General features: G+C 64.7%; 12 protein-coding genes. 8 read left to right on the top strand and 4 right to left on the bottom strand.

Annotated features, from left to right (window positions below):
- Positions 1–4: 4 nt before the first annotated feature.
- From CGS25_RS03850 to gcvA, 4 genes are all read right to left on the bottom strand, one after another.
- A complete protein-coding gene (locus CGS25_RS03850; protein WP_089033683.1) occupies positions 5–946 on the bottom strand; it encodes a branched-chain amino acid ABC transporter permease in 942 nt (313 codons plus the stop codon).
- Positions 947–1,059: 113 nt separating this feature from the next.
- Positions 1,060–2,307: an ABC transporter substrate-binding protein gene (locus CGS25_RS03855; protein WP_101674643.1), complete on the bottom strand. Its 1,248-nt coding sequence runs from the start codon at positions 2,305–2,307 to the stop codon at positions 1,060–1,062.
- 46 nt (positions 2,308–2,353) lie between these two features.
- Positions 2,354–3,412 carry an NAD-dependent epimerase/dehydratase family protein gene (locus tag CGS25_RS03860; protein WP_089033681.1) on the bottom strand — a complete coding sequence of 353 codons (1,059 nt, stop codon included), beginning with the start codon at positions 3,410–3,412 and terminating at the stop codon, positions 2,354–2,356.
- Positions 3,413–3,578: 166 nt separating this feature from the next.
- Positions 3,579–4,478, bottom strand: coding sequence for a transcriptional regulator GcvA (gcvA, locus tag CGS25_RS03865; RefSeq protein ID WP_101674644.1), 900 nt, complete (start codon positions 4,476–4,478; stop codon positions 3,579–3,581).
- 113 nt (positions 4,479–4,591) lie between these two features.
- Here gcvA and CGS25_RS03870 point away from each other — a divergent pair, with 113 nt between their 5' ends.
- From CGS25_RS03870 to CGS25_RS03905, 8 genes are all read left to right on the top strand, one after another.
- Entirely contained in the window at positions 4,592–5,758 is a 1,167-nt protein-coding gene (locus tag CGS25_RS03870) for an acyl-CoA dehydrogenase family protein (protein ID WP_101674645.1), read from the top strand.
- 2 nt (positions 5,759–5,760) lie between these two features.
- Positions 5,761–7,845, top strand: coding sequence for an acetate--CoA ligase family protein (locus CGS25_RS03875; RefSeq protein ID WP_101674646.1), 2,085 nt, complete (start codon positions 5,761–5,763; stop codon positions 7,843–7,845).
- 104 nt (positions 7,846–7,949) lie between these two features.
- The gene (locus CGS25_RS03880) at positions 7,950–8,315 is read left to right on the top strand and encodes a hypothetical protein (RefSeq protein ID WP_101674647.1); all 366 of its coding nucleotides are present in this window, start codon (positions 7,950–7,952) and stop codon (positions 8,313–8,315) included.
- Entirely contained in the window at positions 8,315–9,178 is an 864-nt protein-coding gene (locus CGS25_RS03885; protein WP_089033676.1) for an alpha/beta fold hydrolase, read from the top strand. The genes CGS25_RS03880 and CGS25_RS03885 overlap by 1 nt, the downstream gene beginning before the upstream one ends.
- Positions 9,179–9,197: 19 nt before the next feature.
- A complete protein-coding gene (locus CGS25_RS03890; RefSeq protein ID WP_101674648.1) occupies positions 9,198–10,643 on the top strand; it encodes an NAD-dependent succinate-semialdehyde dehydrogenase in 1,446 nt (481 codons plus the stop codon).
- Positions 10,640–12,025, top strand: coding sequence for an MmgE/PrpD family protein (locus tag CGS25_RS03895; RefSeq protein WP_101674649.1), 1,386 nt, complete (start codon positions 10,640–10,642; stop codon positions 12,023–12,025). Before CGS25_RS03890 ends, CGS25_RS03895 begins: the two co-directional genes overlap by 4 nt.
- Entirely contained in the window at positions 12,025–12,909 is an 885-nt protein-coding gene (locus tag CGS25_RS03900; protein ID WP_101674650.1) for an NAD(P)-dependent oxidoreductase, read from the top strand. The genes CGS25_RS03895 and CGS25_RS03900 overlap by 1 nt, the downstream gene beginning before the upstream one ends.
- A gap of 4 nt (positions 12,910–12,913) precedes the next feature.
- On the top strand, positions 12,914–13,705 hold the full coding sequence (locus CGS25_RS03905; protein WP_101674651.1) for an N-acyl homoserine lactonase family protein: 792 nt from the start codon (positions 12,914–12,916) through the stop codon (positions 13,703–13,705).
- Positions 13,706–13,781: the final 76 nt, after the last annotated feature.

Raw genomic sequence — 13,781 nt, forward strand, 5'->3', positions numbered from 1 at the left:
CGGCTCATGAGCGTTCCCCCAGCAGTCCGGAAGGCCGCAGCAGCAGAATCAGCAACATCAGCAGATAGGGGATGGTGCCCGCCAGCGACGACAGGCTGACGGTGAACAGGCCGCCCATTTGCGTGAGGGTGTCGCCCAGGCCGAGGGAGGCCGCGAGGCTGGCGAGGGACACATTCAGCCCCACCGCGAAGCTGGTCACCACGCCAATCAACAGAGCGCCCACCACGGCACCGGACAAAGAGCCCAGGCCGCCGATCACCACCACCACGAACACCAGCGTGCCCAGGTCCGAGGCCATGGTTGGTGAGGTGGGGAAGAACGCGCCGGCCACCGCGCCGGCGAGGCCGGCCAGGGCGGCGCCGCCGCCAAACAGAGCAGTGAAGACGGTGGGCACGTTATGGCCCAGGGCGGCGACCATGTCGGAGCGGTGCACGGCGGCGCGCACTACGATGCCAAGACGGGTGAGCTGCAGCACCGCGAGGATGGCCACGAACATGACCAGCGCCACCACGCCAATGAACAGGCGGTAAAAGGGATATTCGATGCTGCCGACGCTGAAGGCGGCGAAGTCGAGACCGGCGGGCACTTGATAAGGCACGGCGAAATTGCCAAAAAAGACTTTGATGACCTCTTCAAAAATAAAGAACAGGCCGAAGGTCAGCAGCAATTCATGGGTGTGCCCCTGGGGCCGTACCCGGCGCAGAAGAAGCCGTTCGCTGAACACGCCCAGCGCGCCCACCACCAGCGGTGCGATCACCAGGCCGGCGTAAAAACCCAGATGCAGGCTGCACAAATAGCCGATGTACGCGCCGATCATATAGAAAGAGGCATGGGCAAAGTTGAGCACGCCCATCATGCCGAAAATCAATGTCAGCCCGGAGCTGACCATGAACAGCATCAAGCCATAAATAACGCCGTTCAAAAGAGAAACGAGAAAATAATCCATAACCAACCCGTCAGGACCTCGACCAGGCCGGCGGCACGCTCAGCGGCGCCGCCGACCGTCATTTGGGAACCGTTGAAAACCCCTTGAGCGCTCAGGCTTCCAGGCTAGGCCCCCTAGGGGCGTTGCATCTCGCAACTGGCGTCGGCCGGCACGCGGGCCTGCTCGGCGCTGAGCAACTGAACCGGCTTGAAGCCATATTCAGTATTGTCGATCTTGTACCGGGCATCCTTGCTGACCTTGGAGACCACCAGCGGCAGCAACAACTGATGATCCGAAGCGCGCATGGTCAGGGTGCCGGTGGGCCAATCATCGACCTGGGCTTTTTCCAGCGCCAGGGCAATCCGGTTGACATCAATGCTGTCTTGCTTGGGCAGGCTGGACAGCGCCTTGGTGAGCATCATCATGGAAATCACGCCGTTGTTGCCCAGCCCGGCCGGGTAGGTGCCAATGCGCTTTTTGAAATCCTCCATGTACGCGGCGCCTTTTTCCTTGGCGGCCTCGGCGTTGAACACCTGGGCGATGTAACTGCCTTCGGCGGCGCTGCCGGCGGCGGCGATGCTGCCCGGCTGATCCAGATAGACGGTGGCCAGGTTGGCGTCCACGCCGCTTTGGTCAATCGCCTTGAGCAACAGCAGCAGGTCCCGGGACCAGTTGCCGGTGACCACGGTTTGCGCGCCCGAGCGCTGACTCTGCAGCGCGTAGGGAGAAAAGTCCGCGAGCTTGTTGGTGGCGTGCAGGGATTTGCCGACCACTTCATAATCGTACTTGTCGGCGTTGGCGAGAATCGCCTCCTGCATTTCGTGCCCCCAGCTGTAGTCCTGATTGATGGCGTAAACCTTTTCGCCGAGGGCGCCGGTCTTGCTCATCGCTTCCATCAACGCCTGAACGCGGATCGCCGCGGTGGTGGCGAAGCGGAAATGATGGAAATGACAGTTCTCGCCAGTCAGGCCGGCGGCTTCGCCGCCCATCGTGAAGCTGAGTACCTGCTGGTCCGGATGACGGCGATTCCAGCGGCGCACATCGCCGGACAACGACGCCGCCACCGAGGAGCCGCCACCCTGGGCAATGATATTCATGCCCTCGGCGACCGCCTGCTGAAAGCGGTCGGAGGCAACGCCGGTGGATTCCTGGGTGTCATAGAATTCGAGTTTGATCGGCTCGCCGTGCCAGCCACCGTTTTCGTTGAAGCGATTCACCACGTAGGTCATTGCTTGAACGTACAGCTCCCCGGTGGCGGCGGACGCGCCCGACAGAGGCACCATGCCCGCGATTTTCAATGGCGCCGCCTGAATGGCAGCGGAAAAGATCGAAAACGTCGCCAGCGCGGTGAGCGCCAGGACCTTGGATTTCAATGTTCTCATTGGAGTGCTCTCCTTTTTATGAATACGGAGCGAACCGGCCGGGTGATCAGGGAATCACCCGCTGGGCGCGGAACTCATCGAAGATGCGCTGCATCATCTGGTAGCTGTCGATCATTTCGGTGAAACCGAATTGGTTGGCTTTGACGGTGCTGATGCCGTTGTCCCAATAGCGGCGGAAAACGGTGTCCGCGTAACCCCAGGGCGCGATTTTCTGAAGCTCGGTTTTTTCCAGACCATGCTTTTCGATAATGCTCTGCCAGAGCGGGCCTTTGTCGGCCATGAACTCGGTCAGGCGGGTGGTGCGCACCGGCCCGGCGGGCATATCGAACATGGCGGCGATCGCCGGCCACATATGGCACCAGCGGAAGTGATCGCCATTGGCGGCATTGAAGGCCTGGTTGGCGGCACGAGGATCGGTGGAGGCCCACACCATCATGCGGTTGAGCAGGCCCACGTCGGTGGCGAAGGTAAGCGCATTGAAAGTCGCCTCGTCACCGGGGAAATACAGCGGCTCGCCCAGTTCTTTCATGATCGTGGCGTAGGCGGCCAATACCGTCATCAGGTTGATGCGACCGCCGTAGGAATAGCCGCACACCGCGCCCGGGCGCGTGGTGGACCATCCCCAATCAGCGCCCTGCTGGCATTTCAAGGTGTAGGCGTGTTGATCCACATAGAAGTACGGCGGCTGGCCGGCCGGGTCGTCTTCGCGGCACGGGGTCTTGTAGGGGCCCAGGTCGTAGCCGTACTGTTTGACGCCTTCTAGCACATGCACATGTTCAAGCGCATCAATGCGCGGCAAAGCGGCGTCCATGAAATTAACGAACATGCGCGCGTTGAGCTGATTCTCTTCTTCGCGGGTTTTGCCGTTCAGCAGCGCGGTCCAGAAGATGTGAGTGACCGCGCTCAGATCGCCCAGGCCGGTCTCGCACTGGGACGGGTCGAGAAGATCCACCGGCCGGTGGTCGATGTCGACTTTCAGCTCCGGGCGGGTGCGCGACAAACCGATGACCTGCCAGCCCTCACTGGCGTCGGCCAGCAGCATTTCTGCCAGGTTGGCGCCACAGGTGCCACCGACGCCCGCGATCAGGGCGACTTTTTTCTTCATTGTTGTTCTCCTCATGCCTCGGGGAGGGAGTGAGCCGTAATCGGTCAGCTATAAGCTAGCGTCATCCCCGAAGCGGCGACACCGCGCATTTCGAATGTCGGCATGAGGTGTTGTTATACGCCGGGATGGGCGGCGTAATGGCGGTTAAAGCGGGCGGGGAGACGGTTCAGAGCAGCTCTTCGTTTTCAATTTCCTGGCGCAACCAATCGCGGAAAATGCGCAGTTTGGAGGAAGGCTCAACGCCTTTGGGCAAAACAAAATAATGCGCCAGGTCCCGCTCCAGCGGCCGTTGGAATGGCCGTATCAGGGTGCCGGTCTTGAACTCCGATTGCAGCATGCGCACTTGGCCGATGGCCACGCCGAGCCCGTCCATGGCGGCCTGATAAGTGAGTAGGGAACTGGGGAAGATCATCGGTTCGGTTTCATCCGGAAGTCTCAGCCCGACGCTGGAAAGCCAGTCCTGCCAGTCGATGCGGCGATAACGTGAATGCAGCAGGCGGTGCTGAAACAGGTCCTGGGGGTTGGACAGGGCCGGGCCGGCGGCCAGCAGCGAGGGGCTGCACACCGGCTCGATTTGGTCGCCGAACAGAAACTCCGCATCGCCGTCCACCCAGTTGCCGTCGCCGAACTGAATGGCGCCGTCGACGTCGTCCTTGGCGAACGTCACCGGCGCCACGCTGGTGCTGATGCGCACATGAATTCCCGGGTTGCGGGCGTGAAAATCGTTGAGCCGGCGAATCAACCACTTGGCGGCGAAGGTGGCGTACACGCGCAGTTTCAGTGGCGAGGCGGCGGTGGTTCTGCGCAGTCTGTCCGTGGCCGAGGCAATCGAGGCGAAGGCCGGGCCGATTTCCCGTTGGTAGCGCTCGCCCTCCGGAGTCAGACGCACGCCGCCCTGCTCGCGCACGAACAGCTTCACGCTCAGATAGTCTTCCAGCGTGGCGATTTGGCGACTCACCGCGGATTGGCTCACGAACAGCTCGTCAGCGGCTTTGGTGAAGCTGCCGTGGCGCGCGGCGCATTCGAAAACACGGAGTGGATTAAGGGGCGGTACGGTGCGGCTCATCGGACCTTTATACCAACAAGTTATGCCGAGTTTACATCTGTGAAGTGGCGTGATTTTTCGCGACGCCGACAATAGAGCCAACTACGCATTCATCACAGGACCGATCTTCTATCATGAACTTTCAGTTAACAGAAGACCAGCAGGTGTTCGCCGATCAGGTGCGGCGCTTCGCTCGGGATAAGCTCGCCGACGGCGCGCTGGAGCGCGCCCACGATCCTTCCTATCCGTGGGACATCGCCAGACTGCTTGCCGGCCAGGGCTTGCTGGGCATCCTCGTTGATGAAGCGGACGGCGGCATCGGCGGTACCCTGATGGACGCGGTGATCGCCATTCAGGAACTGGCGTTGGTATGCCCGAAAAGCGCCGATGTGGTTCAGGCGGGCAACTTCGGTGCCATCCGCACGTTCGCCGAATACGCCGAGCCACAACTCAAGGAACGGTTCCTGCCCGACCTGCTGGCCGGCAAGCAATTGCTGGCGCTGGGCATGAGCGAACCGGACGCCGGTTCCGCCGCCACCGAACTGAAAACCTCCGCCCGGGAAGACGGTGATCACTATATTATTAACGGCAGCAAGGTGTTCTCCACGCACAGCCCGGACGCCACCGCCTACCTGATCTACGTGCGCTTCGGGCCGGGCGTGGGCGGGATTGGCTCGGTGATCGTTGAGCGTGGCACCGAGGGGTTCGAGGTGGGTAAGCCTTCCGCGTTCATGAGTGGAGAGGAATGGTCGCCGCTGTATTTCGACAACTGCCGGGTGCCGAAGAAGAATGTATTGCTTGGCCCGGGCGGATTCAAAAAACAGATTTCCGGGTTCAATGTGGAGCGCATTGGCAATTCTTCCCGCGCCCTGGCGCTGGGCCGGCATGCGTTCAATGTGGCGCGCGATCATGCTCTGGTGCGCGAACAGTTCGGTCGGCCGATCTGTGAGTTCCAGGGCATCCAATGGAAATTCGCGGAGATGGCGATGAAACTGGACGCCGCCCAGTTCCTGCTTTATCGCGCCGCCACCAACGCCGACCGTGGCCTGCCGTCGCCCTACGAAACCTCGGTGGCCAAGCTCGCCTGTAACCTGGCCGGGTTTGAATGCGCCAATGAATCGATGCAGATCCTGGGCGGCATGGGCTACTCCACGGAGACCCTGGTGGAGCATTGCTTCAAACGGACCCGGGGCTGGCAGATCGCTGGCGGTTCCCTGGAAATTCTTAAGAACCGCATCGCCGAGGAAGTGCTGGGCCGCCGGTTCAGCCAGCGCGCGCCCAAGCCCAAGCAGGAACAGTGACGATGAGTGAATCTTCCGCCCACCGGGCGAGCCTGGCCCAGGCGCTGTTTAAACCGGACAGCATCGCCCTGGTCGGCGTATCGGATGATCCCGGCAAGACCGCCGGTCGGCCCTTGCAGTACCTGCGCCAGGCCGGCTTCGCCGGCGCTATCTATAACGTCAATCCGGGCCGTGAGACGGTGCAGGGCGAAAAAGCCTATCCGTCGCTCTCCGCTTTGCCGGCGGTGCCCGATCACGCCTTTATTCTTACCAACACCGAACTGGCGATGGCGGCGGTGGAAGAGTGCGGCCGGCTCGGCGTGGCGGTGGCCACCATTCTCGCCACCGGTTTTTCCGAATCCGGCCCTCAGGGGGTGGAGCGCGAGCAGCGCCTGGCGGAGATCGCCGGTCGCTATGGCATTCGTATTCTCGGCCCCTCCAGCCTCGGTGTGATCAGTCTGCACAACAATCTGGTGCTGACCGCCAACGCCGCCTTCGCCGAACCGGATCTGCCCAAGGGCGGTGTGTTCTGCGCCTCGCACAGCGGCAGTCTGATCGGTGCGCTGACCTCGCGCGGTCGTGAACGTGGCATCGGCTTCAACGGCCTGGTGTCGGTGGGCAGCGAAGTGGATCTGTCGATTGGTGAAATCTGCGAGGCCACCCTGGATGATCCGGCCATCACCGGTTATCTGCTGTTTTTGGAATCCACCCGCCACGCCGACACCCTGCGCCGTTTCGCCATCGCCGCCGCCGCGCGCGGCAAACCGGTGGTGGCCTATAAGCTGGGCCGCTCGGAAGTGGCCGCCGAGCTGGCGGTGTCGCACACCGGCGCATTGGCCGGTGAAGACGCGGTGGCGGACACCTTCCTCAAGGATTGCGGCATTGCCCGTACTGACACCTTCGAGGGCTTGTTGGAGGCGTTGCCGTTATTGGCCCGTGTGCCGTTGATGCCGGCGCAGCGACGGCCCGCGGTGGGCGTGGTCACCACCACCGGTGGCGGTGCCGCCATGGCGGTGGACCAGCTCGGCATTCGCGGCGTCAACGTGGTCGGCCCCAGCGAGCACACCCTGCAGCGGCTGGCGGACGCCGGCGTGCACGTTGCCGCCGGGCGCATCATTGATCTGACCATGGCCGGTACCCGCTATGAAGTGATGAAAGCCACCCTGGACATCATGCAAAGCGCGCCGGAGTTCGATCTGGTGCTGGCGGCGGTGGGCTCGTCGGCGCGCAGCCGCCCGGAACTGGCGGTCAAGCCGGTGATCGACAGCATTGACGGCGGCAAGCCACTGGCGTGTTTTATTGTGCCGGAGGCGCCGGAGGCACTGCGCCGGCTCACCGACGCCGGGGTGCCGAACTTCCGCACCCCGGAGACCTGCGGCGATGTGATCGCCGCCGCGTTTCAGCGCCGCTGGCCGGCCACCGTGATGCCGCCGGCATTGCCCGCCGGCGAGGCGATGGCTCTGGATGAAGCGCAGGCCTATGCGCTGTTCCAGCAGGCCGGCGTGCCCCACGCGCCTTTCGCGGTGCTCGACCCGGACCAACCGGTGCCGGCGCTGGCGTTTGATTATCCGGTGGTGGCCAAGGTGCTCGACAAGGACATCGGCCACAAAAGTGATGTGGGCGGCGTGCGGTTGAACATCGCCGACGCGGAGGCGTTGGCCGCCGCCATGGCGGCGATCCGCGACGCGGTTCAGGGGCGTCTGCCCGACACCCGGGTGTCGCGCATCCTGGTGCAACCGATGCGCCGCGGGCTGGGGGAAGTGCTGGTTGGCTTCCGCCGTGATCCGCAAGTCGGACCACTGGTGATGTTGGCCGCCGGTGGCGTGCTCACTGAAATTTATCGGGATCGCGCACTGCGGTTGGCGCCGGTGACCCTGGAGGCGGCCCGGGACATGGTCGGCGAAGTGCGCGCTCTGCAAGCGCTGGCCGGCTTCCGTGGCCAGGCCAAAGGGGATCTGGAAGCGGTCGCCGAGGCGGTGGTGGCGGTGTCACGCCTGGCCGTGCTCGACGACGCCAACGTACTGGAGGCGGAAATCAATCCGCTGATGGTGTTCGCCGAAGGCGAGGGCGTGTTGGCCGTGGATGCGCTGATTCAGCAACAGCGTTGACGAACTATGACAAGAGCTCATGCCGGGGTGCGCAATGTGAAGTTGCGCGCTGCCGGCAGGCGAACAGAATCGAATTCGATAACAACCGCTGACCGGGAAAAGACATGCAAGATCCACAACGTTTACCGGAACGGGTGAACGGCGACGGCTGGCTCGTTCATCGCGGCCGCTTTGTCGACACCACCTTCCTGTTGGAAGTGGGCGACCAGGGTTACCTGATCCGCATTCTGGACGGACGGGTCGAGTCGGTGCGTCCGGGACCGTTCGTAATGGCGCGCTGGAGCTTTGCCATTCGCGTGCAGGAAGAAGCCTGGGCGGAATACTGCCAGCCTTACCCGAAACCGGGTTACCACGACATTCTCGCGATGGTGAAATTCAAGACCTTGAAGCTGGAGGGTGACCAGCACCCGCTGATGGCCAATCTTCTGTATTTCAAGGATGTACTGGTGAAATTGCGGGAGACGATCTGATGACGGAAGCCATTTTTGAACCGGTGATCGGACGGTATCTGCGTCTTGATCTGCTCGGTGAGCCGCATCGCCTGTACATCGAGGAAGCCGGCCAGGGCATTCCGCTGTTGTGCCTGCACACCGCCGGCAGCGACAGCCGTCAGTACCGGGCGTTGCTCAACGACGCGGAGTTGCTCAAGGAATACCGGGTGATTGCCTTCGATCTGCCCTGGCACGGTAAGACCTCGCCGCCGCCGGGCTGGCAGAATCGCGAGTACAAGCTGACCTCGCAGGCCTACACCGACATCATCATGACCGTGTGCGAGGCGTTGGGCCTGGACCAGCCGGTGGTGATGGGGTGCTCGATCGGTGGCCGTATCGTGCTGCATCTGGCGCTGGAACACGCCTCGCATTTTCGCGCCATCATTGGCCTGCAATCCGGCGCCCACGTGGAGCCCTATTACGATCTGCAGTGGCTGCACCGGCCGGATGTGCAGGGCGGTGAAACCTGCGCCGGCATTGTCTCCGGCCTGGTCGGCCCGGCGGCGCCGGACGATGGGCGCTGGGAAACCCTGTGGCATTACATGCAAGGCGGCCCGGGCATCTTCAAAGGCGACCTGCACTTTTACACCGTGGACGGCGACATCCGTGACCGGGTGGCGGAGATCAACACTGAACTGTGCCCGGTCTATCTGCTCAGCGGTGATTACGATTATTCCTGCACCGCCGACGACACCCGCGCGCTGGGCCGCCTGATCAAGGGCACCGAGATCACCATCATGCCCGGGGTCGGCCATTTTCCGATGAGCGAAGACCCGGACGGTTTCCTGCAATACCTGTGGCCGGTGTTGGAGAAAATCCGCCACGCCGAAGCGCGGCCTTAAGCCACCCAGGGAGAACGCCATGAACGAACACCGCTACCCGGCGCCGCGATTGTGGATCGACGGCGACTGGATCGACGGCGCCGGCCGGGCCGACCAGGCCGTGATCAACCCGGCCAGTGGCGCCGAGCTGGGGCGGCTGCCGCACGCCGGCCCGGCCGATATCGAGCGGGCCCTGCACGCCGCCGAACGTGCTTTCGAAAGCTGGCGCCGCACCAGCCCGGTGGCGCGCAGTGAGGTGCTGCGCCGCACCGCCGCGCTGATTCGCGAGGGCCGTGACACCCTGGCCCGGCTGATCAGCCTGGAGTTGGGCAAGCCCCTCGCCGAAGCCCGCGCCGAAACCGAGACCGCCGCGGAAATGTTCGAGTGGGCGGCGGAAGAGGGCCGGCGCGCCTACGGTCGGGTGATTCCCGAGCGGTCGCCGGGCTTGCGGATGATGGCGCTGCCGGAGCCAGTCGGCCCGGTGATGGCGGTGGCCGGTTGGAACGCGCCGGCGATCACGCCATCGCGCAAGATCGCCGGCGCCCTGGCCGCCGGTTGCTCGATCATCATCAAACCGTCCGAGGGTACCCCGGCCACCGCGCTGTTCCTGGCCCGTGCCCTGGAGCAGGCCGGCCTGCCCGCCGGCGTGGTCAATATGGTGTTCGGTGATCCGGTGGCGATTTGCGAGCAATTGCTGAGTTCGCCGGTGATTCGCATGATCACCTTTACCGGCTCGACGCCGGTGGGCAAACAACTGGCGGCGCGCGCCACCGCCACCATGAAACGGATGGTCTTTGAATTGGGCGGGCACGCGCCGGCGCTAGTGTTCCCCGACGTGGACCTGGACGCGGTGGTGAAGGGCGCGGTGGCCACCAAGTTCCGTAACAGCGGCCAGGTGTGCACCTCACCCACCCGCTTTTACGTCCACCAATCGATCCATGACCAATTCGTGGAAGCCTTCGTCAAGCACGCCGCCGCGATCACCCCAGGCGATCCGCTGGCCGCTGGCACCGGCATGGGGCCGGTGCAGAACGCCCGCCGGCTGGACGCGCTGGAAGCACTGGTGGCCGATGCCCGCGAGCACGGCGCCACGGTGGCTACCGGCGGCCAACGGCGCGCCGGGGCGGGCTTCTTTTTCCCGCCCACCGTGCTCACCGGGGTCGGCCCTCAATGCCGGGTCGCCAATGAAGAACCGTTCGGCCCGCTGGCGATGATCACCCCCTTCGCCGACCTCGATGAGGCCATCGGCCAGGCCAACCGCCTGCCCCTGGGCCTGGCCTCCTACGCGTTCAGCAATGATCTGCGCGTGGTGGATCGGCTCAGCCGCGAAATTCGCTGCGGCAACGTGATCATCAATCATTGGAAAGTGTCGTTTCCGGAAACGCCGTTTGGCGGCGTGCTCGACAGCGGTGTCGGTCTGGAAGGCGGCATCGAGGGCTTGCAGGCGTTCCAGCAGATCAAGTTCGTCAGCCAGGCGGCGCAATGAGCGCGCCGCCGGTCACCGCGCTGTTGTTGGAGCGCGTCGGTGGGCTCGGCTGGGCGGGCCTGAGTGACAGCACCCGCGCGGCCACCGTGCGGCATCTGCTGGATACTCTGGCCGCGATCATTGCCGGCAGCGACCAGCGCGTCACCGTAGGCGCCGAGGCGGCGCTGGCCGGGGTGCGCGCGGCGGGTGCGGTGCCGGTGCCCGGCCGCGAGCGTCGCCAGGATCTGCTCGATGCGGTGTGGCTGGCGGCGGTGGCCGGCCACGGTCTGGAACTGGACGACGGCTATCGGCCTGGTTCCACCCACCCGGGCACGGTGGTGATTCCGGCGGTGCTGGCGCTGGCGCATCAGAGTCATGCCAGTGGCGAGGCGTTGCTCGAAGCGGTGGTGGCCGGCTATGAGGCGGTGACCCTGGTGGCGCGCCTGGCGCACCCACGAATGCGCCGGCGCGGCTTCCATCCCACCGCCACCTCCGGCGTGTTCGGCGCCGCCGTGGCCGCCGCCCGCCTGCGCGGGCTCGATCAGCAAGCGCTGGAACGGGCCCTGGGCCTGGCCGCCAGTGGCGCGGCCGGGTTGTTCGCCTTTGTCGCCGGCGGCGCCGATGTGAAACGCTTGCACCCGGGCCACGCCGCCCGCGAAGGGGTGCTCGCGGTGCTGCTGGCGGAACAGGGGCTGGCCGGCCCGCCGCGGGTGCTGGAAGGCCGCGACGGCTTTTTCCAGGCGTTCGCCGGCGGTCTCCCCGAGCCCATCGACTGGCCGGCGGAGCGTGCCCGCGCGCCGGGTATCACCGATTGCTACATCAAACCCTACCCCTGCTGCCGGCATTTGCAGCCGGCCATCGACGCGGTGCTGGCGCTGGCCGGTGAGCACGATCTGCACGCCGAGGAAGTGTCCGCCATCGAGGTGGAGACCTATCGCATCGCCGCCGATCACGCCGCAGTGGGGTGGGAGGACTTCGCCAGCAGCCAGTTGTCGTTTCCGTTCGTGCTTGCCACCGCGCTGCGCCATCGCGCCGTGACGCTGGCGCACTTCAATGCGGCCGCGCGCGCCGACGCGGCCACCGCCGCGCTGTGCGCGCGGGTGTCGGTGCGCGCCAGTGACGACATGGACCGGCGCTACCTGGACCAGCGGCCGGCGCGGGTGCGTCTGCACGCCCGTGGCCGTGTTTACGAACACGACGCCAGCGAGGCGCTCGGCAGTGCCACCGTGCCGATGGACGAAGCCGCCCTGGAGAAAAAGTTTATTGACCTGAGCGCGCCGATTGTCGGCGCCGACCGGGCCCGCGCCTTGCGCCAGCAATGGTCGCGGGTGGAACGGGTGCACGATGTGGCGCCGTTGATCGACGCCACCGCGCCACCCTTCGATCTGACAGGAGTACCGTGATGACCGACAACATACCGCTGGGCTTTATCGGCCTGGGCGTCATGGGCGCCCCCATGGCCTCCAATCTGACCCGCAAAAGTGGCCACCGCGTGCATGTGTTCGACCTGGATAGCGAGCAGGTCAACACGCTCACCGAGCTGGGCGCACAGGCCTGTGGCAGCGTCGCCGCGGTGGCCGAGGCGGCGGACATGGTGTTCCTGTCGTTGCCGGGCATCGCCCAGGTGGAAGAGGTGGCCGACGCCTTGCTGGCGGCGCCACGGCGGCCCGCCACCGTGATCGACATGAGCACCAGCGATGTGGCGCGCACCCGCGCTCTGGCGGAGAAACTGGCGCAAGGCGGCATTGAGCTGGTGGACGCGCCGGTGGCGCGCCTGCGCGAGGCAGCCCGCAACGGCACCCTGCTGATCACCGTGGGTGGCAGCGACGAGCAGTTCGCCCGGGTGCAGCCGTTGCTGGCGCACATGGGCTCGGACATCGTGCACTGCGGCGGCACCGGCTGCGGTCAGGTGGTGAAAATTCTCAACAACATGCTGGTGTTCATGAACGTCAACGCGCTGGCCGAAGCGCTGACCATCGGCCGTGCCGCCGGCGTCGACGGCGAACTGTTGTTCAACGCCATCAGTCTGGGGTCCGGCGACAGTTTTGCGTTGCGGCATCCGGGCCTGAACAATCTGGTGCCCGATCACTTCCCGGAAAAGGCGTTCCCCACTGACTACGCCATCAAGGACATCAGTCTGGCGTTGGCGCTGGCCGAGAGTGGCGGCGTGCGGGCGCAGGCCGCCACGCGCACCCGCGATTTGCTGTGCCGCACCCGCGACGCCGGCTTGGCGAAAAACTACTACCCGGCGATGATCCAACTGATCGACGGCCGTGTAAAAGGGTAAGCCCATGAGTCTGCCGGAGTACGAAGTGTTCGCCGTGCGCATGGCCAGCGCCGAGCGGCGCGCGCCGGACAATTTTCTCACCCGCGATGTGCACGACGGCATCATGCCGCTGGATTTCTACATCTGGGTGTTGCGCCACGCCGGCCATCTGGTGGTGGTGGACACCGCCTTCAGCGCGCACTCTTCCCAGCGCCGCAAACGCTCGCTGGAGGTGACCCCGGAACAGGCGCTGCAGGCGCTGGGTCACCCGCCCGGCGAGGTGGACGACGTCATCATTACCCACCTGCACTACGACCACGCCGGCGGCCTGGCCAGTTTTCCCCAGGCCCCGCTGCACATCCAGGACCGTGAAGTGGCGTTCGCCACCGGCCGGCACATGTGTCACTCGTCGCTGAATCATTTTTTTGAAGTGGAAGACGTGGTGGCGATGGTGCGTGAAGTGTACGCCGGGCGTGTTCGCTTCCATGATGGCGAGACACGGCTCGCGCCGGGCTTATCCCTGCACCGGGTGGGTGGCCACACCGATGGCCTGCAAGTGGTGCGCGTGCACACCCGGCGAGGTTGGCTGGTGCTGGCCTCCGACGCGCTGCATTACTATCAGAATCTGGAGCGCCGTAACCCGTTTCCCGCCATCTTTCACGTCGGCGACATGCTGGAAGGCTACGACCTGATCGAACGCCTTGCCGACTCTCCCGACCACATCATCCCCGGCCACGATCCAGCGGTGCGCGAACGCTACCCGCGCCTGACGGTACCCGACCTGGACATCGCCGTGCTGCATCAGTCGCCTGTTTGATGTCGGACGTCGGACGTCGGACGCTAAGTCAAAACCCGGTTCTTCTGACATTGCGGCTCTGCAACGAGTCTTTGCG

Origin of the sequence: Alloalcanivorax mobilis, assembly GCF_002864685.1 — a bacterium.
Classification (GTDB): domain Bacteria; phylum Pseudomonadota; class Gammaproteobacteria; order Pseudomonadales; family Alcanivoracaceae; genus Alloalcanivorax; species Alloalcanivorax mobilis.

Excerpts from the sequence above, each read along its gene's own strand:
- CGS25_RS03875 (WP_101674646.1), top strand. The coding sequence starts at position 5,761 with ATGAGTGAATCTTCCGCCCACCGGGCGAGCCTGGCCCAGGCGCTGTTT.
- CGS25_RS03855 (WP_101674643.1), bottom strand. The coding sequence starts at position 2,307 with ATGAGAACATTGAAATCCAAGGTCCTGGCGCTCACCGCGCTGGCGACG.
- CGS25_RS03880 (WP_101674647.1), top strand. The coding sequence starts at position 7,950 with ATGCAAGATCCACAACGTTTACCGGAACGGGTGAACGGCGACGGCTGG.
- CGS25_RS03890 (WP_101674648.1), top strand. The coding sequence starts at position 9,198 with ATGAACGAACACCGCTACCCGGCGCCGCGATTGTGGATCGACGGCGAC.
- gcvA (WP_101674644.1), bottom strand. The coding sequence starts at position 4,478 with ATGAGCCGCACCGTACCGCCCCTTAATCCACTCCGTGTTTTCGAATGC.
- CGS25_RS03870 (WP_101674645.1), top strand. The coding sequence starts at position 4,592 with ATGAACTTTCAGTTAACAGAAGACCAGCAGGTGTTCGCCGATCAGGTG.
- CGS25_RS03885 (WP_089033676.1), top strand. The coding sequence starts at position 8,315 with ATGACGGAAGCCATTTTTGAACCGGTGATCGGACGGTATCTGCGTCTT.
- CGS25_RS03895 (WP_101674649.1), top strand. The coding sequence starts at position 10,640 with ATGAGCGCGCCGCCGGTCACCGCGCTGTTGTTGGAGCGCGTCGGTGGG.
- CGS25_RS03900 (WP_101674650.1), top strand. The coding sequence starts at position 12,025 with ATGACCGACAACATACCGCTGGGCTTTATCGGCCTGGGCGTCATGGGC.
- CGS25_RS03905 (WP_101674651.1), top strand. The coding sequence starts at position 12,914 with ATGAGTCTGCCGGAGTACGAAGTGTTCGCCGTGCGCATGGCCAGCGCC.
- CGS25_RS03850 (WP_089033683.1), bottom strand. The coding sequence starts at position 946 with ATGGATTATTTTCTCGTTTCTCTTTTGAACGGCGTTATTTATGGCTTG.
- CGS25_RS03860 (WP_089033681.1), bottom strand. The coding sequence starts at position 3,412 with ATGAAGAAAAAAGTCGCCCTGATCGCGGGCGTCGGTGGCACCTGTGGC.